Genomic DNA, 20,074 nt, shown 5'->3' on the forward strand with positions numbered 1-20,074 from the left:
CTCCTACAAAAGCATCACCCCCTGTAGGAGCGGCCCATGGCCGCGATAGGTCCGCTCGCTAGGCCTCTTCGATCCGTCCCAGGATCGCCCCGGCGGCCAGATAGTCCCCGGGCGCCTGGGTGATCGCCAGGCGCCCGGCGCGCGGGGCGAGCACCTGGGTTTCCATCTTCATGGCTTCCATCACGGCCACGACCTGACCGGCTTGGAGCTGGGCACCGTCTTCGACCGTCCAGGCGTGCAGGTTGCCCGCCACCGGGGCGGTGAGGGCGTTGGCGTCCGCCGCGGGGGCTGGCGCAGCCGTTTCGCCCGCTGGGGCGTTCACCGCCAGGCCGCGCAGCAGGACGGTGGGCAAGCCCAGGGCATGGCGGCGGCCGTCGATCTCGACGAAGGTGCGCAGTACGCCGTCGTCAGCCGGCTCGCTACGTGGCGCCAGGGCGATCTGCTCGGCGAACACCGTCTCTATCCAGCGGGTGTGCACGGCGAAGTCCGCGCCGGTGAAGTCGGCGTGGGCCATCACCGCCTGGTGGAAGGGCAGCACCGTGGCGACCCCTTCCACGCTGAACTCCGCCAGGGCACGGCGGGCGCGGGCGATGGCCTGCTCGCGGGTGGCGCCGGTGACGATCAGCTTGGCGATCATGGAGTCGAAGTTGGGCGCCACCTGGGAGCCGGCCGCCACGCCGCTGTCCAGGCGGATGCCAGGACCGCTGGGGGCGCGGAAGGCGGTGATGGGGCCCGGGGTGGGCAGGAAGCCGCGACCCGGGTCCTCGGCATTGATACGGAATTCGAAGCTGTGCCCGCGGGGCGCCGGTACCTCGCTGAAGGACAGCGGCAGGCCGTCGGCGATACGCAGCTGCTCGACCACCAGGTCCAGGCCGCTGGTTTCCTCGGTGACCGGGTGCTCCACCTGCAGGCGGGTGTTGACCTCCAGGAAGGACAGGGTGCCGTCCTGGCTCAGCAGGAATTCCACGGTGCCAGCGCCGACGTAGCGGGCGGCGGCGCAGATGTCGCGGGCGGAGGCGTGGATGCGCTGGCGCAGGGCGTCGTCCAGGAAGGGCGCGGGCGCCTCTTCCACCAGTTTCTGGTTGCGGCGTTGCAGCGAACAGTCGCGGGTACCCACCACCTCGACCCGGCCATGGCGGTCGGCCAGCACCTGGGCTTCGATGTGCCGCGGGCGGTCGAGGAAACGTTCGACGAAGCATTCGCCCCGGCCGAAGGCGGCGGTGGCCTCGCGGACCGCCGATTCATACAGCTCGGCCACCTCGTCCAGGCGCCAGGCCACCTTGAGGCCCCGCCCGCCACCGCCGAAGGCCGCCTTGATGGCGATGGGCAGGCCGTGCTGTTCAGCGAAGGCCAGCACCTCGGCAGCACCGCTCACCGGGTCCTCGGTGCCGGCCACCAGGGGGGCGCCGACGCCCAGGGCGATCCGCCGGGCCTGGACCTTGTCGCCCAGCGCATCGATGGTGTCCGGGTCCGGGCCGATCCAGGTCAGGTCGGCCTCCTGCACCGCCCGGGCGAAGTCGGCGCGCTCGGACAGGAAGCCGTAGCCGGGGTGGACGGCATCGGCGCCCGCGCGGTGGGCCACGTCCAGTAGCTTGGCGATGTCCAGGTAGGTCTCGGCCGGACGCTGGCCCTCCAGGCCATAGGCCTCGTCGGCCAGGTGCACGTGCAGGGCGTCGAAGTCGGCGTCGGCGTAGACGGCCACCGAACCCACGCCGTAATCACGGCAGGCGCGGACGATGCGGACGGCGATCTCGCCGCGGTTGGCGATCAGGACTTTTTTCATCGGGTGTTCTCGGCAGCGGGAGAAGCGCTGGGGCGCAGTTCGGCAAAGGGACCCAGCGGATTGAAGCGGATACGGGCGCCGACCGGGATTTGCCCGGCCAGGTCCAGATGGTGGCTGGCGACGGCGCCGATCACCGGATAGCCGCCGGTGAGCGGATGGTCGGCCAGGAACAGCACCGGTTGGCCATTGGGCGGCACCTGGATGGCACCCAGGGCGGTGCCTTCGCTGGGCAGCTCGCCGGATACCCGGCGCTCCAGGGGCGTCTCGCCAGCCAGGCGGATGCCGACCCGGTCGGACTGGGGCGTGACGCGCCAGCTCTGCCCGGCCAGGGTTTCCAGTGCGGCTGGGGTGAACCAGTCGCTGCGCGGACCGAGGACCACGTCGAGCACCACCTCTTGGTCGGCGCTGGGCAGCGTCACGGGCGGCATTTCGCTACAGGACACGGCAGCGCCGCCGACCTTGGGATGGAAGCCCAGGCGGTCGCCGGCGGCCAGGGGCGCCGGGCCGACGTTGGCCAGGGTATCGAACGCCAGGCTGCCCAGTACCGGTGCCACGGCGAAGCCGCCGCGCAGTGCCAGGTAGCTGCGCAGCCCCGCCGGCGGACTGCCCAGGCTGAGGCGGTCGCCGTCTTCCAGGAGGAAGGGCTGGTAGGGCAGGGGTTGCAGCCGGCGTCCGGCGCGGGTGAGCACCTCCAGGGGCGCCGGGGCGCCGGTGACGGCGACCAGAGCCCGGCCGTGACAGACGCAGCTGAAGCCGCCCAGCAGGATTTCCAGGCAGCCGCTGCCAGGCGCGTTGCCCACCGCGCGATTGGCCGCACGCAGGGCGCCGCGATCCAGGGCACCGGAGGCGGAGACACCCTGGCCGGTCTGGCCTTGACGGCCAAGGTCCTGCAGCAGGGTCCGCAGGCCGGGGGTGAGGATTTCCAGATAATCCCCGGTGACCGGCGCGGTGGGTGCTGCAGCCGGCATCTCGGGCAGGCCGCCTGCGGGCAGCGGTCCGGCGTCGCGGAAGCGTACCCGATAGCCGGGACGGAGCAGGGCCGGCTCCGGGCGCGACAGGTCCCAGAGGTGCAGGGGCGTCACCCCCAGCAGTTGCCAGCCACCGGGACTGGCCTGGGGATAGACGGCGGCGAAACCACCGGCGATGGCCACCGAGCCGGCCGGCACCCGGGTGCGCGGCGAAGGGCGACGCGGTACCTGGAAGCCCGGGCCGCCGCTGAGATAGCCGAAGCCCGGGGCGAAGCCGCAGAAGGCCACCTGGTAGTCGCTGCCGGTATGGCGGCGGATCACCTCGGCCACGCTCAGGCCGAGCAGCCGGGCCACTTCGTCCAGGTCCTCGCCGTTGTAGTGCACCGGGATCTCGACGAGCTTGCCGGCCTCGCGACCGCCGCCGCCGAGGGGCAGGGCGGCGATATGGTCCACCAGGTCGGCCGCTTTCAGGGCGCTGGGGCGGAACTGGACCAGCAGGGTGCGGGCCGCCGGGACGATCTCCTCGATCCCGGGCAGCGGCCGGGCCTGCAGGGCGTCGAACAGGGCCAGGGTCTCGTCGAGATCGGCCAGCTCCACCAGCAGCGCATCCAGGTTGACGGGCAGAAAACGCAAGGGGCTTCTCCTAGAGGTGATAGGTGCGGTCGGGCACATCGGTGATGAACATATGGCCGGGCGCATGGGTGATGGCGAAGGGCACCTTGGAGGCCATGACCGCTGCCTGGGGGGTGACGCCGCAACCCCAGAACACCGGGATCTCACCCGGCTCGATGCGCACGGCATCGCCGAAGTCCGGTCGCGCCAGGTCGGCGATGCCCAGCCGCGCCGGCTCGCCGATATGCACCGGGGCGCCGTGCACCGCCGGGTAGCGGGCAGTGATGGTGGCCGCCTCGGCGACCCGCTCGGCGGGGATGGGACGCATGGACACCACCATCTCGCCATGCAGGCGGCCGGCCGGGCGGCAGGCGCGGTTGGTGCGGTACATGGGCACGTTGCTGCCATCGGTGATGTGACGGATCTCGATGCCGGCTTCCAGCAGGCCGGTCTCGAAGGTGAAGCTGCAGCCGATCAGGAAGGTCACCAGGTCGGGATGCTCGGCCCAGGCCGCGCGGCCATCGGCGACTTCCTCCACCAGCATTCCATCGCGCCAGACGCGATACAGCGGCAGGTCGGTGCGCAGGTCGGCGCCCTCGGCCAGCGGCGTGCGGTAGCTGCCGGCGTCGGTGACGTCGAGCACCGGGCAGGCCTGGGGATTGCGCTGGGCATAGAGCAGGAAGTCGTAGGCCCAGTCGCGCGGCAGGGCGATGAGATTGGCCTGGGTCATGCCGGGGGCGACGCCGGCGCTGGGGGCGACCAGGCCGTCGCGGTAGCGGGCGCGGGCCTCGCGGGCGGCGTCGATGGCGGCGTTCTGGGCTGCTTGGAGCGGATTCATGGGTAGGTCTCCGTGAAGGCGCGGGGCGTGACCCCGGCGAGTTCGAGATGGCGACGCAGGGCGCGGGCCATGTCGACCGCGCCGGGACTGTCACCGTGGACGCAGATGGACTCGGCTTCGATGCGCGTCAGGCTGCCGTCGATGGCTTCCACCACGCCGTCCTGCACCAGGCGCAGCATGCGCTGGGCGACGAGTTCGGCATCGTGCAGCACCGCTCCGGGCAGGCGCCGCGAGACCAGGGTGCCCTCGGGGGTGTAGGCGCGATCGGCGAAGGCTTCGGCCACACAGGTCAGGCCGGCGGCGCGGGCCCAGCCCAGCAGCGGCGAGCCGGCCAGGCAGACCAGCACCAGGCCCTCGTCCAGCTGGCGCAGGGCGGCGATCACCGCCTGGGCCTGGCGTTGGTCCTGGGCGATGGTGTTGTACAGGGCGCCGTGCGGCTTGACGTAGGTCACCCGCGTCCCGGCGGCGCGCGCCAGGGCCTGCAGGGCGCCGATCTGGTAGAGCACATCGGCGGTCAGCTCGTCGCTGGCGATATCCAGGTTACGCCGGCCGAAGCCCACCAGGTCGGGATAGGCGACGTGGGCACCCACGGCCACGTCCTTGGCAGCGGCCGCCTGCAGGGTGCGCAGGATGCCGGCCGGATCGCCGGCGTGGAAACCGCAGGCGACGTTGGCGCTGGTGACGATGTCGAGCATGGCGGCATCGTCACCCATCCGCCACTGGCCGAAGCTTTCGCCCAGGTCGCTGTTCAGATCGATGGTCGGCATAGGGGGCTCCTGTGATGGGATCAGGCGGCGTTGAGCAGGGCGAAGATGGGGCCGGCGGACTTGACCGCCATGTACCACGACAACAGGCAGGTGAGCGCGCCGAGCACCAGCAGCCAGCGGGGGTAGTGGTAACCCTCCATGAGGTCGGAACGGCGCCAGCCGACGTACATGAACAGCGTCAGGCCGAGCGGCAGGATCAGGCCGTTGAAGCCACCGGCGAACACCAGCAGGGCGGCCGGCGGCTTGCCGATCAGCAGGTAGATGGCCAGGGCGATCAGCACGAAGACCACGGTGCAGAGGTTGCGGGCCCGTTCGGTGATGGTCTTGGAGAACACGGTGATGAAGGTCATGGAGGTGTAGGCGGCGCCGATGATGCTGCTGATGCCGGCGGCCCAGAGGATCAGGCCGAACACGCGCAGACCGTATTCGCCGAGACTGGCGTCGAAGGCCTGGGCGGCCGGGTTGGCGGCCTGGCCGGAGACGTCGATCACCACCCCGCTGGCGACCACCCCGAAGATGGCCAGGAACAGCACGTAGCGGGCGATGCCGGTGACCAGGATGCCGCTGAGCGCCGCCTTGGAGACCGCCTCGAGGTTTTCCACGCCGACGGTGCCACGGTCCAGCAGGCGGTGGGCGCCGGCATAGGTGATGTAGCCGCCGACGGTGCCGCCGACGATTGTGGTGATGGAGGCGAAGTCCAGCACGTCCGGGAAGAACGTTTGGTGCAGGGCCTCGCCGACGGGCGGATGGGAGGCGAAGCAGGCGACCACGATCAGTGTCACCTTGAACACGCCGAGCACCACCATGATGCGATCCATGGCGATCCCGGCGCGGTGCGACAGGAAGATGCCGATCGCCATCAGGGCGCTGAGCGCGCCGCCCCAGGCCGGGTCCATACCGATCAGGGCGTTCAGGCCCAGGCCGGCACCGGCGATGTTGCCCAGGCTGAACACCAGGCCGCCGGAGATCACCAGTACCGCCAGCAGGTAGCCACTGCCGGGAAGGGCGGCGTTGGCGATGTCCGAGGCGCGCATGCGGGTCAGGGCGACGATGCGCCAGACATTCAGTTGCACCACGAAATCGATGAGGATGGAGGCGAGGATGCCAAAGGCGAAGGCGGCGCCCAGCTTGGCGGTGAAGGTAGCGGTCTGGGTGAGGAAGCCGGGGCCGATGGCCGAGGTGGCCATCAGGAAGATGGCGGCGATCAGTGAGGCTCGGCGGTCCTTGGCAAAGGCATTGGCGGCATGGGTGGTCTGGGTCACGGCGGCGGTCCTGGTCGGGAAGGCAGGTCCGGCTAACGCAACCTCCATGCCACTGGCCGCCAAAAACCATTATTTGTAGGTTTTACCTGTATTTATTGTTCAACAAAAATATATTTTTGGTTCTTTCATTTGCACCATTTTGTTACTCATCTACCCAGGGTTGCTACCATCTGGTGCGCCGCCGCCTGGGTTTCCTTGCCTAAGCCCGCGCCCTCGGACACCATCGGCAGCGCAACTGCTTGCCCCGGAACCTCCATGAAGACACCCGTGCCCGACAATGCCCGTACCCTCGGCGAATCCGTGACCGCCGAGATCCGCCGCCAATTGGTGGAGGGGGAGCTCAAACCCGGCCAACGGCTTTCCGAAGCGGCGCTGGCGGAGCGCCTGGATATCTCCCGCAATACCCTGCGCGAGGCCTTCCGGATACTGACCCAGGAGGGACTGCTCAAGCATGAGCCCAATCGCGGGGTATTCGTCTGCGTGCCCGACATGGCCTCGATCATCGACATCTACCGGGTACGGCGCTTCATCGAATGCCAGGCCTTGGCCCAGGCCTATCCGCGGCATCCGGGCGCGCTGCGCATGCGCGAGGCGGTCTCGGCGGCCCAGCAGGCTCGCGCGGCCCAGGACTGGGTGGCGGTGGGCACCGGTAACATGGCCTTCCACACCGCCATCGTCGAACTCGCCGACAGCCCGCGGCTGTCGGCCTTCTACGCCCAGCTTTCCGCCGAGCTACGGCTGGCCTTCGGCCTGCTCAACGATCCGGAATTTCTCCATGGTCCTTACCTGGAGATGAACGTCGCCATCGTCGAGTTGTTGGAGGCGGGCAAGCCCGCCGAGGCCACGGCCGCCCTGGAAAGCTATCTGGTGCAGTCCGAGCGGACGGTGCTGGCGGCCTACGGTCGGCTCAAGGCCTGAGCCGCCAGCGGTTGCGCCGGGCGCCGGGCTGGGCTAATGTGCGGAGAGAACCACGTCGGAATCCATCCCGTGACCTGCAGCGCCGCCCTCTCGATGCCTCTCTTCAAGGCCCACGCCCGTTGGCGCTGGCGCGCCTGATATCCCCCCGCCGGTACGTCCGGCCCGCCTTGCTTGTTCCAGCCCCCGGCCAGCCGCTTCCGGCACCGTGGCGAAGCTGAGTCCTCTTCAACAGCTGCAATCGATTCCAAGGGTGATCCGCCATGCTGCTGATGCTCGATAACTACGATTCCTTCACCTACAACCTGGTGCAGTACCTGGGCGAACTGGGCGCCGAGGTCAAGGTGGTGCGCAACGACGAGGTGCCGGTCGAGGCGCTCGAAGAACTGGCGCTGGAGCGCATCGTTGTCTCCCCCGGCCCCTGCACGCCCAACGAGGCGGGCATTTCCCTGGCCACCCTGGAGCGCTTCGCCGGCAAGCTGCCGGTGCTGGGCGTCTGCCTGGGCCACCAGAGCCTGGGCCAGGCCTTCGGCGGCGAGGTGGTACGTGCCCGCGAGCCGATGCATGGCAAGACCAGCCCGGTCTACCACAATGGTGAAGGCGTCTTCGCCGGCCTGCCCAATCCCTTCACCGTGACCCGCTACCACTCGCTGGTGGTCAAGCGCGAAACCCTGCCCGACTGCCTGGAGATCACCGCCTGGACCCAGCATCCGGACGGCAGCATCGACGAGATCATGGGCCTGCGGCATCGCGAGTTCATGATCGAGGGGGTGCAGTTCCATCCCGAGTCCATCCTCACCGAACACGGTCACGATCTGCTGGCCAATTTCCTCCAGCAGCAGGGAGGGCACCGCTAGATGGACATCAAGCAGGCCCTGAATCGCATCAGCGGCCAACTCGACCTCAACGTGGCCGAGATGCAGGCGGTGATGCGCCAGATCATGACCGGCGGCGCCGACGAGGCGCAGATCGGTGCCTTCCTCATGGGCATGCGCATCAAGAGCGAGACCATCGACGAGATCTGCGGCGCGGTCAGCGTGATGCGCGAGCTGGCCACCCCGGTAGTGCTGCCGACGCTCGACCATGTCGTCGACGTGGTGGGCACCGGTGGCGATGGCGCCAACATCTTCAACGTCTCTTCCGCCGCGGTGTTCGTGGTGGCGGCGGCCGGTGGCAAGGTGGCCAAGCATGGCAATCGCGCGGTGTCCGGCAAGAGCGGCAGCGCCGACCTGCTGGAGGCCGCCGGCATCTACCTGGAATTGACGCCCGCGCAGATCGCCCGCTGCGTCGAGCAGGTGGGCGTCGGCTTCATGTTCGCCCAGTCGCACCACAGCGCCATGCGCCATGCTGCCGGTCCGCGTCGCTCCCTGGGGCTGCGCACCCTGTTCAACATGCTCGGCCCCCTGACCAATCCGGCGGGGGTGCGCCACCAGGTGGTCGGGGTCTTCAGCGCCGCCCTCTGCCGGCCGCTGGCCGAGGTGCTGCAGCGCCTGGGCAGCCACCACGTGCTGGTGGTGCACTCCCGTGACGGCCTGGATGAATTCAGCCTGGCCGCGGCGACCCAGGTCGCCGAACTCAAGGATGGCAGTATCCGCGAGTACGAGGTACTGCCCGAGGACTTGGGCATCAAGAGCCAGACCCTGGTCGGCCTGACCGTGGATGGCCCCGAGGCGTCCCTGGCGCTGATCCGCGATGCCCTTGGCCGACGCAAGACCGAAGCCGGCCAGAAGGCCGCCGACATGATCGTGCTCAATGCCGGCGCCGCCCTCTATGCCGCCGATCTCGCCCACAGCCTGCACGAGGGGGTACTACTGGCCCACGACGCCCTTTACAGTGGCCTGGGACGGGAAAAGCTCGAGGAGCTGGCCCATTTCACTTCCGTCTATCGAGAGGAGAATCGCGCGTGACCGTGCCCACCGTGTTGCAGAAGATCCTGGCCCGCAAGGCCGAGGAAATCGCCCTGCTCAAGGCCCGTACCACCCTGGCGGAACTCGAGGCCCAGGCGCGCGCCGCCGATGCGCCGCGCGGCTTCGCCCGCGCCCTGCAGGCCCGGGTGGCGCGCAAGGAGCCGGCCATCATCGCCGAGGTGAAGAAGGCCTCGCCGAGCAAGGGTGTGATCCGTGAACACTTCGTCCCGGCGGAGATCGCCCACAGCTACGCCCTGGGCGGCGCTACCTGCCTGAGCGTGCTCACCGACGTGGACTTCTTCCAGGGCGGCAACGCCTATCTGCAGCAGGCCCGCGCCGCCTGCCAGCTGCCGGTGATCCGCAAGGACTTCCTCATCGATCCCTACCAGGTGGTGGAGGCCCGGGCCATTGGCGCCGATTGCATCCTGCTGATCGTCGCGGCGCTGGAAGACGGCCAGATGAGCGAACTGGCCGCCGTGGCCAAGGACGTTGGCCTGGACGTGCTGGTCGAGGTCCACGATGGCGCCGAGCTGGAGCGGGCGCTGACCGTGCTGGACACCCCGCTGGTGGGCATCAACAACCGCAACCTGCACACCTTCGAGGTGACGCTGGACCACACCCTGGAATTGCTGCCGCGCATTCCCGCCGACCGGCTGGTGATCACCGAGAGCGGCATCCTCAATCGTGCCGACGTGGAGCTGATGGAGATCAACGAGGTACGTGCCTTCCTGGTCGGCGAAGCCTTCATGCGCGCCGACGAGCCAGGCCAGGAGCTGCAGCGGCTGTTCTTCCCGGAGCGGCGCTTCCCCCTCGACGCCTGATCCCGCAGGCGCGTTCGCGAAGGCCCTGGTGGAGGACACCAGGGCCTTTTGTTTTCTGGCGCAGTGATCCAGGTCGACTCCTGCGGCTGCCGGACAGCGAGAGCGACCTCCGTGTGTCCACAGCCGACGCAGGGGTTTTTTTCCGCCTGCCTAAACCCGGTTAATGGCGGCCGATTCGCTAAACCGTGACGAATCGGGGAGCTGTATGGCCGTCGTTCCCGCTGGCGACAGCTCCCGTGCATCAGGCTATCCAGGGGCAAGCAGAACCATGGCAACGGCAGAAAAGAGCGACACACTCGATATCAGCATCACCGATCCGTCGCGCACCGAGGAGGCCCGGCGCGATCGGCGCCTCGCCGGCACCACGGACTGGGTCGTCTTCGGCGTCACCAGTCTCGCCGCGCTGGCCTTCGTGGTCTGGGGCTTCGTCAGTCAGGCCAGCCTGGCCAGCAGCGCCTCCACCGCCCAGGCCTGGGTCATCACCCACTTCGGTTGGCTGTTCGTGCTCACCTCCACCGGCTTCGTGGTCTTCGTCATCTGGCTGGCCGCCAGTCGCTACGGACGGATTCCCCTGGGGCGCGACGACGAACAACCGGAATTCCGTACCCTATCCTGGGTAGCGATGATGTTCAGCGCCGGCATGGGCATCGGCCTGATGTTCTTCGGCGTCGCCGAGCCGCTGTCGCACTACCTCAACCCGCCGCCGGGTGGCGTAGCGGGGCAGAGCAGTGCCGCCCTGCAGGTGGCCATGGCCACCACGCTGTTCCACTGGACCCTGCACCCCTGGGCCATCTATGCCGTGGTCGGCCTCGCCATCGCCTACGGCACCTACCGTCGCGGACGCTGCCAGCTCATCTCGGTGGCCTTCCGGCCGCTGATCGGCGAGCACGCCAATGGCCCCCTGGGGCGCGTCATCGACATGATGGCGATCTTCGCCACCCTGTTCGGTTCGGCGGCCTCCCTGGGGCTGGGCGCCCTTCAGATCGCCGGTGGCCTGGAGCACAATGGCTGGATCGAGCAACCGGGCAAGCTGCTCTACATCGGTATCATCACGGTGCTGACCATCGCCTTCATCGTCTCCGCCGTGTCCGGGGTAGAGAAGGGCATCCAGTGGCTGTCCAACACCAACATGGTGCTGGCGGTGGCCTTGGCGCTGTTCGTCTTCATCGTCGGCCCGACGCTGTTGATGCTCAACCTGCTGCCCACCGCCATCGGCGACTACATCGACCTGCTGCCGGAGATGATGGCGCGCACCAGTGCCAGCGGTGGCGACGCCATGGGCAACTGGCTGTCCAGCTGGACGGTGTTCTACTGGGCCTGGTGGATCTCCTGGACACCCTTCGTCGGCATGTTCATCGCCCGCATCAGCCGCGGTCGCACCATCCGCCAATTCGTCACCGGGGTGCTGTTGGTGCCCAGCCTGGTCAGCGTGGTCTGGTTCGTGATCTTCGGCGGCGCGGCCATCGATGCCGTGCGGGTGGGGGCCTTCACCCTGGTCGACGGCGCGGTGAACAGCAACTTCGCCCTCTACGACTTGCTGGCCAGCTACCCCTGGGCCTCGGTCACCTCGGTGCTGGTCATGGTGCTGGTGGCGATCTTCTTCGTCTCCGGTGCCGATGCCGCCTCCCTGGTGATGGGTACCCTGTCAGAGCGCGGCACCACCGAGCCGTCGCGGCGCACGGTGATCTTCTGGGGCGCCCTCACCGGCGCGGTGGCGGCGATCATGCTGGCCATCGGTGACCCGGGCAATCCGGGCGCGGCTTTGAATGGCCTGCAGAATCTGACCATCGTCGTCGCGCTGCCCTTCGTGGTGGTGATGGCCTTGCTGTGCCTGGCGCTCTACCGCGACCTGCGCAGCGATCCGCTGATGCTCAGGCACCTGCGCGGGACCGAATTGATCGAGAAGGCGGTGCTCTATGGCGCGGCCAAGCACGGCGAGGAATTCCACTTCGTGGTGGGCGAGCCGAAGTCGGCGAAGACCACCGCCGCCAGCGGAGCGGCCGAGGTACGGGGCGAGAAGAAGAGCGAGATCTGAGAGCCTGTTCAAAATCTGCTGCGCGTCGGCCAAACGGCGTTGAAAACGGCTTCGGAATGCTCATTTACCACTCGTAAACTCCGCTTCCTCAGCCATTTTCGCCTTGTTTGGCTCTAGCTCGCGAGATTATGAACAGGCTCTGAGGCCCGGGCGAAAGGAAGGCGCCTTCCCCCCGGCACCTGGCGGGGGAAAGGCGCACGGTGGGTCAGCGGGTGCCGAACACCACCATGGTCTTGCCCTTGACGTGGACCAGTCCCTGCTCTTCGAGGGACTTGAGGACGCGGCCGACCATCTCGCGGGAGCAGCCGACGATGCGGCCGATTTCCTGGCGGGTGATCTTGATCTGCATGCCATCCGGATGGGTCATGGCATCGGGCTGCTTGCACAGGTCGAGCAGGGTGCGGGCCACGCGACCGGTGACGTCGAGGAAGGCCAGGTCGCCGACCTTGCGGGTGGTCTGGCGCAGGCGCTCGGCCATCTGGCGACCGAGGGAGAAGAGCATGTCCGGGTCCTGCTGGCTCAGTTCGCGGAACTGGCTGTAGCTGATCTCGGCGACTTCGCACTCGGTACGGGCGCGGACCCAGGCACTACGCTCGGGCTCGTTGCCTTCCTTGGAAAATAGACCCATCTCACCGAAGAAATCCCCGGCGTTGAGATAGGCGATGATCATTTCCCGGCCTTCGTCATCCTCGATGAGGATGGTGACCGACCCCTTGAGAATGAAGAATAGGCTTTCGCTGTTGTCGCCAGCGTAGATGATGGTGGTTTTCGCCGTGTAGCGACGACGCGAGCAATGCGCGAGCAACTTGTCGATGTGCTGTAACTTCGCGGGAGGGATGATAGCGGCCATGCTGATTCCTGAGGTTGAAAACTAACCTGAGTCGGGGCACCGATGTCCGAACCGGTGCATGCATAAGCTGCGCCGGTTCCGATTCAAAGACCGGAATGAGAACATGCGCAGTGTAAATGCGAGCTGAATAACCCAGCACCACCAGCCAGTTTACGACATTCAACATGTTAAGCTGATCACCATTTGCACCTAAAGTAGGACAAAAGCGATGAAGGCACGCATTCAGTGGACAGGCGAGGCCATGTTCCTCGGCGAATCCGGCAGTGGTCACGTGGTGGTCATGGACGGTCCGCCGGAGAGCGGCGGGCGCAACCTCGGCGTGCGGCCGATGGAGACCGTGCTGATCGGCCTGGGTGGCTGCGCCAGCTACGATGTGGTCAGCATCCTGCGCAAGGCGCGCCAGCCGGTGGAAAGCTGCGAGGCTTTCCTCGAGGCCGACCGCGCCGACACCGAACCCAAGGTATTCACCCGCATCCACCTCAAGTTCGTGGTCAAGGGCCGCGGCCTCAAGGAGGCCCAGGTCAAGCGGGCCATCGAATTGTCTGCGGAAAAGTATTGCTCGGCCTCCATCATGCTCGGCCGGGCCGGCGTCGAGATCAGCCATAGCTACGAACTCATCGAACTCGCCTGACCCCTCGCGCGACGCCCGTCCGGGCGTCGCCTGCCGGCCCGGGTTGGCCACCAGCGCCCTGGGTGGTGGCCAACCCGGGCCGACATCAATTCATCACCTGCCCCCGGCAGACTCTGGCCCCAGCCGCTGCCGATCTGCATAATGCGCCGCTCTTAAGGGGTCCAGACCCCGACAAGTACAGCCAATCGCCATCGCGAAGAGGTGTTCGCCGCCCTACGCAGCTTGCGCAATCCGCAACTGACGGGCATTCAGGACCGCGGTCAGAGACCGCACGACGGGAGCTTTACCACCGTGAAAAGCAAACTCAGGCTCCATGGGTTCAATAACCTGACCAAGACCTTGAGCTTCAATATCTACGACATCTGCTACGCCGAGACGTCGGAAGATCAACAGGCCTATGTCCAGTACATCGACGAGGAATACGACGCCGAGCGTCTGACCCAGATCCTGACCGACGTGGTCGACATCATTGGGGCCAACATCCTCAACATCGCCCGTCAGGACTATGATCCCCAGGGCGCCAGCGTGACCATCCTGATCTCCGAGCAACCGGTCGAGCCGACCGAGAGCCAGATCGAGGAGTCGCCCGGCCCGCTGCGCGAGACCATCCTCGGTCACCTGGACAAGAGCCACATCACGGTGCACACCTATCCGGAGATCCATCCGGACGACGGCATTGCCACCTTCCGCGTCGACATCGACGTCTCCACCTGTGGCGTGATTTCCCCGCTCAAGGCCCTGAACTACCTGATCCATCAGTTCGACTCGGACATCGTCACCGTGGACTACCGGGTGCGCGGCTTCACTCGCGACATCGAGGGGCGCAAGCACTTCATCGACCACGAGATCAATTCGATCCAGAACTACCTGTCCGAAGACACCCGTGCGGCCTACCAGATGACCGACGTGAACGTGTACCAGGACAACCTGTTCCACACCAAGATGCTGCTCAAGGAGTTCGAGCTGGACAACTACCTGTTCGGCGACGCCTCCCGCAGCCTCTCGACCGAACAGCGCCAGCAGATCACCCAGCGGCTCAAGCACGAGATGCGCGAGATCTTCTCCGGCCGTAATCTGCCGCGCTGATCGTTCGGGCGTTGCCCAGAGAACCCCGCCACGGCGGGGTTCTTGCTTTTCCGGGGCTCAGTGGTGCTCGTCGCGCGCGACCGGGGTGCCGCCGGTGACGCTCTTGACCACCCGGCCGATGGTCAGGCCCTGGCCGAGGATGGAGACCAGCACCACGATGTAGGTCAGGGCCAGGATCAGATCCCGTTCCGGACCAGCCGGCAGACTTAGCGCCAGGGCCACGGAGACTCCGCCGCGCAGGGCGCCCCAGGTGAGGATGCGCGCCGTGCCACGGGTCATGTTGCGCCAGTGCGGGCTGAGCAGCACCACCGGCGCCACGCTGATCCAGCGGGCGAAGAGGATCGCCAGGGTCACCAGCAACGCGGCGCCCAGGTGCGTCCAGCTGAACGGCAACACCAGGAGCTCCATGCCGATCAGGGCGAACAGCAGGGCGTTGAGCATCTCGTCGATCAACTCCCAGAAGCCGTCCAGGTAGCGGCGGGTGAAGTCGTTCATGGCCTTGGTGCGGCCCAGGTTACCGATGATCAGGCCCGCCACTACCATGGCGATGGGACCGGAGACGTGCAGGTGGCTGGCCAGGGTCGAGCCGCCGATCACCAGTGCCAGGGACAGCATCACCTCGATCTGGTGCTGCTCGATGCTCAGCATCAGCCAGTAGCAGAGGAAGCCGATCACCAGGCCGAAGAGGATGCCGCCGCCGGCTTCTTCGAGAAACAGCCAGAGCGCGGCATGAACGGTAGGCGTCTCACCCAGCTGGATCACCCCCAGCAGCACCGAATAGACCACCACCGCCACGCCGTCGTTGAACAGCGCCTCGCCGACGATGGTGGTCTCCAGCGACTTGGGGGCACCGGCCGAGCGCAGGATACCGAGCACGGCGATGGGGTCGGTGGGCGAGATTAGGGCACCGAAGATCAGGCAGTAGAGCAGGTCGACGTGCCAGCCGAGCCAGCCGAAGATCCAGTAGGTCAGGTAGCCGATCAGCACCGTGGAGATGACTACGCCGAGGGTGGCCAGGCCGCCGATGGCCCATTTGTAGTCGCGCAGGTCCTTGAGGTTGACGTGCAGGGCGCCGGCGAACAGCAGGAAGCCGAGCATCCAGTTCATCAGCAGGTCGTTGAAGTCGATCTGCCCGAGCAACTCGCCGATGCGCTGTTCCAGGCCGGGAAAGCCCAGCCAGGTCAGGCTCTGCAGGCCGACCGAGAAGATCAGCGCGATGACCATGACGCCGATGGTGGGCGGCAGGCCGACGAAGCGGTAGTTGAGGTAGGTCAGCAGGGAGGTGAAGCAGATGAAGGCAGCAGCGAGTTCGAGCATGGGCGTTCCAGATCCATCAGACAGCGAGACCCCGCGAACGCGAGGCCTGGAAGTAGGATGGGGCGGAGGCCGCAAAAGTTACATAATGAATAGCTCGCTATCCAAGAGCCCGATCAGTTGAGGCCGTGGGTCGGCCCTGGCCTGCGCTTTCGACAGCGGGAGCCGGACCGATCCACGAGATGAACGGCGGCGGGCTAGAGCGGTACGCTCGCGGGCGGCACCGCCTCGCGCAGGGGCAGTGGATGGGGCGCAGCGATGCGCGCTTCCAGGGTGGCGACGTAACTACGGGCGTCGGCTTCGCTGAGAAAGGTGATGGCTTGCTTGTCGAGACAGACTTGCCAGGCACTGGTACCGGACTTGCGCAACGGACGGACCACGATCTTCATGCTGATGCCCTCGGGAACAGACGAAAGGTGGAGCCTGCATTCTAGAGCGGTTTTGTTTGCAGGACAGTGACATTTCGTCGCCTGGTTTCAGGCGCGGGTCCGCTGGCGCTCGGTATACCAGGCCTCGAATTCCCGGGGTGGCAACGGCTGGCTGAACAGGAAGCCCTGGCACTGCTGGCAGCCCAGCTTGCGCAGGATGTCCCACTGCTCGGTGGTTTCCACCCCCTCGGCCAGCACGTCCAGGTCCAGCCCCTGCCCCAGGGCGACGATGGCGGCGGCGATGGCCTGGCTGCTGTGGGTGCCGCTGTCGCTGCGCAGCTCGTGCATGAAGCTCTGGTCGATCTTGAGCTTGTCCAGCGGGAAGCGGCGCAGGTAGGCCAGCGAGGAATAGCCGGTGCCGAAGTCGTCCACCGCGATGCGCACGCCCAGGGTCTTGAGGGTGGCCAGCGAGAGCAGCGCCTCCTCGACATTGTCCATCAGGGTGCCTTCGGTGATCTCCAGCTCCAGGTGCTCCGCCGGCAGACGGCTGCGCGCCAGGGCCCGGGAGATGGTGCTGGCCAGGTCGCGCTTGGCGAATTGCCGGGGCGAGATGTTGATGGCCAGGGTATGCAGGTCCAGGCCGCGCTCCAGCCAGTCGTGCATCTGCTGGCAGGCCGCTTCGATGATCCAGTCGCCCAGCGGCACGATGAGACCGGTCTCCTCGGCCAGGGGAATGAATTCCGCAGGCGGGATCAGCCCCAGTTCCGGGTCCTGCCAGCGGACCAGGGCCTCCACGCCGATGGCCTGCGCCGTGCTCACGCTCATCAACGGCTGGTAGTGCAGCACGAAGTCACCACGTTTGAGCGCCGTACGCAGTCGCGATTCCAGGTTGAGGCGGCGCCGCGATTGCTCGGTAAGGGCCTGGGTATAGAAGCGGAAGGTATCGCGACCCTGGTCCTTGGCCTGGTGCATCGCCGCATCGGCATTGCGGATGAGATCGTCGGCGGTGGTGCCGTCGTCGGGGAAGAGACTGATGCCGATGCTGGCGCTCAGATAGATGTCGTGGTCGCCGAGGTGGAAGGGCTGCTCCAGCTTGGCGAGCATCGCCTGGGCGATCTGGGCGGCGAATTCGGGTCGGTCGAGGCGCTCGATGATGACCAGGTACTCATCGCCGCCGAGACGCGCCAGGGTGATGTCCTCACTGAGCAGGGCACGCAGCCGCGCGGCGAACTCCACCAGCAGTTCGTCGCCCAGGGCATGGCCGTGGCTTTCGTTGACCGTGCGGAAATGGTCGAAATCGAGGACCAGCACCGCGACCAGGTATTCCTGTGGCTCGGCCAGGGCCAGGGCATGCTCCAGCCGAGTCCTGGCCAGCAGGCGATTGGGCAGGTCGGTCAGGGGATCGTGGTGGGCCAGATGGCTCAGCCGTGCCTCGCTTTCGCGCAAGCGGGTGGTGTCGCTGACGGTGACGGTGTACTGGCGTCTTTCCCGCGGGTAGAGGGTGTCGATGGCGGTCCAGGCCGGGAAGGTGCTGCCGTCGAGGCGCGGCCAGAGCAGTTCGCCTTCCCAGCGTCCCTCGCGGCGCACCGTGCGCCAGAGGTCGCGGTAGAAGCGCTGGTCCTGGCGGCCGCCACCGGGCAGGCCGAGGCGCTGCCCGAGCAGGGTGCCTTCCTGGGTGCCCAGCAGGCGGGCGAAGGCCGGATTCACCGCCAGGATCCAGCGGCGTTCGTCCAGCAGCAGCAGGCCGTCGCGGCTGTTCTCGAACATGGCCGCCGCCTGCCGCAGGCTTTCTTCCTGCTGCTTGCGCAGGGTGATGTCCTGGGCGGTGCTGATGAAGTACTGGGGAATGCCCTGGTCGTCGCGGATCAGCCGGGTGGTGACGTTGGCCCAGACCGGCTGGCCATTGCGATGCAGGTAGCGCTTCTCCAGGGTGTAGCGATCCTGGCCGGTATCGATCAGCTGTTGCCGGAGCGCAGCGCCCAGCGACCGTTCGTCGGGGTGGGTGACCGAGGCGGCATCGCGCTGCAAGAGTTCCGGTTGCGAATAGCCGAGCATCTGGCAGAAGTGGTGGTTGACGCTGAGCCAGCGGCCATGCAGGTCGCTGAGCATGATGCCAGTGTAGGCCTGCTCGAAGATGCCACGATAGCGCGCCTCGCTGGCGCGTTGGGCCTGGACGACCCGCTGCTGACGGATCGCCAGCACCGCCAGGCGGGTGAATTCGGTGATCAGCGCCTGGGTTTCCGGCTCGGGCAGCCGCGGTTCACCGTAGTAGATGCCCAGGGCGCCGACCGCGCGTTGCTGTTCGTCCTGTAGTGGCAGAGCCCAGGCGCCGCGGATACCGGCGGCCAGGGCTGCCGGCAACAGCGGCTGCCAGGCTGGGTCCAGTTCGATGTCGATGGTGAAGACCGGGGCGTTGCCGGTGACGGCGGTACAGCAACCCTGGTCGTGCCGTTGCCGCGGGACGCTCTCCAGGGCCGCCTGGAAGGCCGGTGGCAGACTGGGCGCCGCGGCCACCCGCAGGTGGTCGCCCTGATCGTCCAGCAGCAGGGCAACGCGCATCTCCGGATAGATGCGCTCCAGGCGCAGGGCGATCCCCTGCTGGATTTCCGCCAGCGGCAGGCCGGTGAGCAGGTCGTCGAGGACATCGCTGCGGGCCTGCTGCAGCTGCTGGGCCTGGTAATCGTGATGGATGTCGGTCAGGGTGCCCTGGATCTCGCCATCCAGGCCGGCGCGCAGTTCCATCTGCATCCAGCGGTGGCTTTCCACCGACAGGCGCAGCCGCACCACGCCGCTCCAGTGCAGGCGCTGGCCGCCGGCGAATTCGGCCACCAACTGACGCAAGCGAGTGCCGTCCTGCGGATGGAAGGCCTGGGCCAGGGGGTGGTTGAGCTGCTGGGTTGCGGCCTGGCCGGTGAGCGCTTCCCAGGCCGGATTGAGAAATTGCCAGCGGCCGCGGTGGTCGCTGGCGAAGACCACCAGCGGCAGATGCTGGACCAGCTCCCGATAGCGCCGCTGGCTATCCTGCAGGGCCTGCTCGGCGAGCTTGTGACTGGTGATATCGACCAGCGCGCCGCGGGTGATGCCGGCCTCGTCGAAGTCGCTCTGCCAGTTGAGCCAGCGCCAGCTGCCGGCACCATCGTCGAAATGTGCGGAGAAGTTCAGCGGGCCCTGCATGTGCTGCAGGCGTTCGAGCATGCTGCGTACGTGATCGCGATCATCGGCGCGGGCGCAGGCGACGATGGTGGCGAAATCCAGCGGATCACTGCCCTTGGGTTGGTGCAGCATCACCAGGGTGCGTTCGGAGCAGAGCAGGCGTCCATCGGGCAGCAGTTGCCAGTCGCCGGTGTTGGTCAGCCGCTGGACGAAGTCCTGGGTGTTGCGTTGCGCCTCCAGTGCTTCGATGACGCCTTCGCGCTGGTGGAGCTGGCGGCGCATCAAGCCATAGGTCGCCAGTGCCACGAGGGTAACGAAGCCCAGCCCCTTGACGGTCTGCCAGGGATAGTGGCTCGTCTCATCGCCGAGGAGTACGCGCAACAGGGTATCGGTGCCCACCACCCAGAGGATGCTCAGCACCAGATACGTCAGGGCAATGCGCGCAGGGGAAGGAAGCCGCATCCGGGATCCTCTAAAGCCCGATCATGGGGTTCGGGTTCAATTGAGCATTGACCTGCCGAACGTGAGGCAGTTCTGGTTTCAGCAGGTAGAAAGATACCGAAGGAGGGCATATCGCGCTTGGCCGTTCGTACGCTGGAAGGCGCCTTCCAGACTCAGGGGTTGCCGCTGGCCACGACCGTGCAATTTGCCTGACCATTTTATCGATTGATTGCATTTTGCCCGCTCTTGGTCAGCGGGGTTTTTATTCAACTCATTGATTTTATTTGTCTTTTAATCTCTTTGGAATTCGGCGAAACGGTTGC

At 66.9% G+C, this 20,074-nt stretch carries 16 protein-coding genes; 7 read left to right on the forward strand and 9 right to left on the reverse strand.

The window, feature by feature from the left end:
• Positions 1-58: 58 nt before the first annotated feature.
• Genes RND78_RS24730 through RND78_RS24750 form a run of 5 tightly spaced genes read right to left on the reverse strand, consistent with a single transcriptional unit; the run spans position 59 to position 6,278 of the window.
• The gene (locus RND78_RS24730; RefSeq protein WP_312732636.1) at positions 59-1,783 is read right to left on the reverse strand and encodes an acetyl/propionyl/methylcrotonyl-CoA carboxylase subunit alpha; all 1,725 of its coding nucleotides are present in this window, start codon (positions 1,781-1,783) and stop codon (positions 59-61) included.
• Positions 1,780-3,384 carry a 5-oxoprolinase/urea amidolyase family protein gene (locus RND78_RS24735; protein WP_312732637.1) on the reverse strand — a complete coding sequence of 535 codons (1,605 nt, stop codon included), beginning with the start codon at positions 3,382-3,384 and terminating at the stop codon, positions 1,780-1,782. The genes RND78_RS24730 and RND78_RS24735 overlap by 4 nt, the downstream gene beginning before the upstream one ends.
• Positions 3,385-3,394: 10 nt before the next feature.
• Positions 3,395-4,201, reverse strand: a complete 807-nt coding sequence (locus tag RND78_RS24740; RefSeq protein WP_312732638.1) for a putative hydro-lyase — start codon at positions 4,199-4,201, stop codon at positions 3,395-3,397.
• Entirely contained in the window at positions 4,198-4,968 is a 771-nt protein-coding gene (locus RND78_RS24745) for a 5-oxoprolinase subunit PxpA (protein WP_312732639.1), read from the reverse strand. The genes RND78_RS24740 and RND78_RS24745 overlap by 4 nt, the downstream gene beginning before the upstream one ends.
• 20 nt (positions 4,969-4,988) lie before the next feature.
• Complete coding sequence (locus RND78_RS24750) at positions 4,989-6,278, reverse strand: NRAMP family divalent metal transporter (RefSeq protein ID WP_409457125.1); 1,290 nt, start codon at positions 6,276-6,278, stop codon at positions 4,989-4,991.
• A 207-nt stretch (positions 6,279-6,485) separates the two neighbouring features.
• Here RND78_RS24750 and RND78_RS24755 point away from each other — a divergent pair, with 207 nt between their 5' ends.
• From RND78_RS24755 to RND78_RS24775, 5 genes are all read left to right on the forward strand, one after another.
• A complete protein-coding gene (locus tag RND78_RS24755) occupies positions 6,486-7,148 on the forward strand; it encodes a GntR family transcriptional regulator (protein WP_312732641.1) in 663 nt (220 codons plus the stop codon).
• Positions 7,149-7,408: 260 nt separating this feature from the next.
• Positions 7,409-8,002 (forward strand): aminodeoxychorismate/anthranilate synthase component II, encoded by a 594-nt coding sequence (locus tag RND78_RS24760; protein ID WP_312732642.1) that lies wholly within the window; start codon positions 7,409-7,411, stop codon positions 8,000-8,002.
• Positions 8,003-9,052 carry an anthranilate phosphoribosyltransferase gene (trpD, locus tag RND78_RS24765; RefSeq protein WP_312732643.1) on the forward strand — a complete coding sequence of 350 codons (1,050 nt, stop codon included), beginning with the start codon at positions 8,003-8,005 and terminating at the stop codon, positions 9,050-9,052.
• Positions 9,049-9,873: an indole-3-glycerol phosphate synthase TrpC gene (gene trpC, locus RND78_RS24770; RefSeq protein WP_312732644.1), complete on the forward strand. Its 825-nt coding sequence runs from the start codon at positions 9,049-9,051 to the stop codon at positions 9,871-9,873. The genes trpD and trpC overlap by 4 nt, the downstream gene beginning before the upstream one ends.
• Before the next feature lie 268 nt (positions 9,874-10,141).
• Positions 10,142-11,908 carry a BCCT family transporter gene (locus RND78_RS24775; RefSeq protein ID WP_312732645.1) on the forward strand — a complete coding sequence of 589 codons (1,767 nt, stop codon included), beginning with the start codon at positions 10,142-10,144 and terminating at the stop codon, positions 11,906-11,908.
• A 205-nt stretch (positions 11,909-12,113) separates the two neighbouring features.
• On the opposite strand, the gene crp is transcribed toward RND78_RS24775, so the two are convergent.
• A complete protein-coding gene (gene crp / locus RND78_RS24780) occupies positions 12,114-12,758 on the reverse strand; it encodes a cAMP-activated global transcriptional regulator CRP (protein ID WP_312732646.1) in 645 nt (214 codons plus the stop codon).
• Between the two features lie 208 nt (positions 12,759-12,966).
• Between crp and RND78_RS24785 the strand changes: the two genes are divergently transcribed.
• Together RND78_RS24785 and speD are read left to right on the forward strand one after the other, a co-directional pair.
• Positions 12,967-13,389 carry an OsmC family protein gene (locus RND78_RS24785; RefSeq protein WP_312732647.1) on the forward strand — a complete coding sequence of 141 codons (423 nt, stop codon included), beginning with the start codon at positions 12,967-12,969 and terminating at the stop codon, positions 13,387-13,389.
• Positions 13,390-13,680: 291 nt separating this feature from the next.
• Positions 13,681-14,475, forward strand: a complete 795-nt coding sequence (speD, locus tag RND78_RS24790) for an adenosylmethionine decarboxylase (protein ID WP_026083764.1) — start codon at positions 13,681-13,683, stop codon at positions 14,473-14,475.
• Positions 14,476-14,532: 57 nt separating this feature from the next.
• On the opposite strand, the gene RND78_RS24795 is transcribed toward speD, so the two are convergent.
• From RND78_RS24795 to RND78_RS24805, 3 genes are all read right to left on the reverse strand, one after another.
• Complete coding sequence (locus RND78_RS24795) at positions 14,533-15,792, reverse strand: sodium:proton antiporter (RefSeq protein ID WP_312732648.1); 1,260 nt, start codon at positions 15,790-15,792, stop codon at positions 14,533-14,535.
• 194 nt (positions 15,793-15,986) lie between these two features.
• The gene (locus RND78_RS24800; protein ID WP_312732649.1) at positions 15,987-16,178 is read right to left on the reverse strand and encodes a hypothetical protein; all 192 of its coding nucleotides are present in this window, start codon (positions 16,176-16,178) and stop codon (positions 15,987-15,989) included.
• Positions 16,179-16,265: 87 nt separating this feature from the next.
• On the reverse strand, positions 16,266-19,772 hold the full coding sequence (locus tag RND78_RS24805) for an EAL domain-containing protein (protein WP_312732650.1): 3,507 nt from the start codon (positions 19,770-19,772) through the stop codon (positions 16,266-16,268).
• Positions 19,773-20,074 lie beyond the last annotated feature (302 nt).

The sequence above is a fragment of the Pseudomonas oryzihabitans genome, from assembly GCF_032027545.1.
Lineage (GTDB): Bacteria > Pseudomonadota > Gammaproteobacteria > Pseudomonadales > Pseudomonadaceae > Chryseomonas > Chryseomonas oryzihabitans_F.

Coding starts and splice junctions, on each gene's coding strand:
- RND78_RS24730 (WP_312732636.1), bottom strand. CDS start 1,783: ATGAAAAAAGTCCTGATCGCCAACCGCGGCGAGATCGCCGTCCGCATC.
- RND78_RS24740 (WP_312732638.1), bottom strand. CDS start 4,201: ATGAATCCGCTCCAAGCAGCCCAGAACGCCGCCATCGACGCCGCCCGC.
- RND78_RS24745 (WP_312732639.1), bottom strand. CDS start 4,968: ATGCCGACCATCGATCTGAACAGCGACCTGGGCGAAAGCTTCGGCCAG.
- RND78_RS24750 (WP_409457125.1), bottom strand. CDS start 6,278: ATGGAGGTTGCGTTAGCCGGACCTGCCTTCCCGACCAGGACCGCCGCC.
- RND78_RS24755 (WP_312732641.1), top strand. CDS start 6,486: ATGAAGACACCCGTGCCCGACAATGCCCGTACCCTCGGCGAATCCGTG.
- RND78_RS24760 (WP_312732642.1), top strand. CDS start 7,409: ATGCTGCTGATGCTCGATAACTACGATTCCTTCACCTACAACCTGGTG.
- trpD (WP_312732643.1), top strand. CDS start 8,003: ATGGACATCAAGCAGGCCCTGAATCGCATCAGCGGCCAACTCGACCTC.
- RND78_RS24775 (WP_312732645.1), top strand. CDS start 10,142: ATGGCAACGGCAGAAAAGAGCGACACACTCGATATCAGCATCACCGAT.
- crp (WP_312732646.1), bottom strand. CDS start 12,758: ATGGCCGCTATCATCCCTCCCGCGAAGTTACAGCACATCGACAAGTTG.
- RND78_RS24785 (WP_312732647.1), top strand. CDS start 12,967: ATGAAGGCACGCATTCAGTGGACAGGCGAGGCCATGTTCCTCGGCGAA.
- RND78_RS24795 (WP_312732648.1), bottom strand. CDS start 15,792: ATGCTCGAACTCGCTGCTGCCTTCATCTGCTTCACCTCCCTGCTGACC.
- RND78_RS24800 (WP_312732649.1), bottom strand. CDS start 16,178: ATGAAGATCGTGGTCCGTCCGTTGCGCAAGTCCGGTACCAGTGCCTGG.
- RND78_RS24805 (WP_312732650.1), bottom strand. CDS start 19,772: ATGCGGCTTCCTTCCCCTGCGCGCATTGCCCTGACGTATCTGGTGCTG.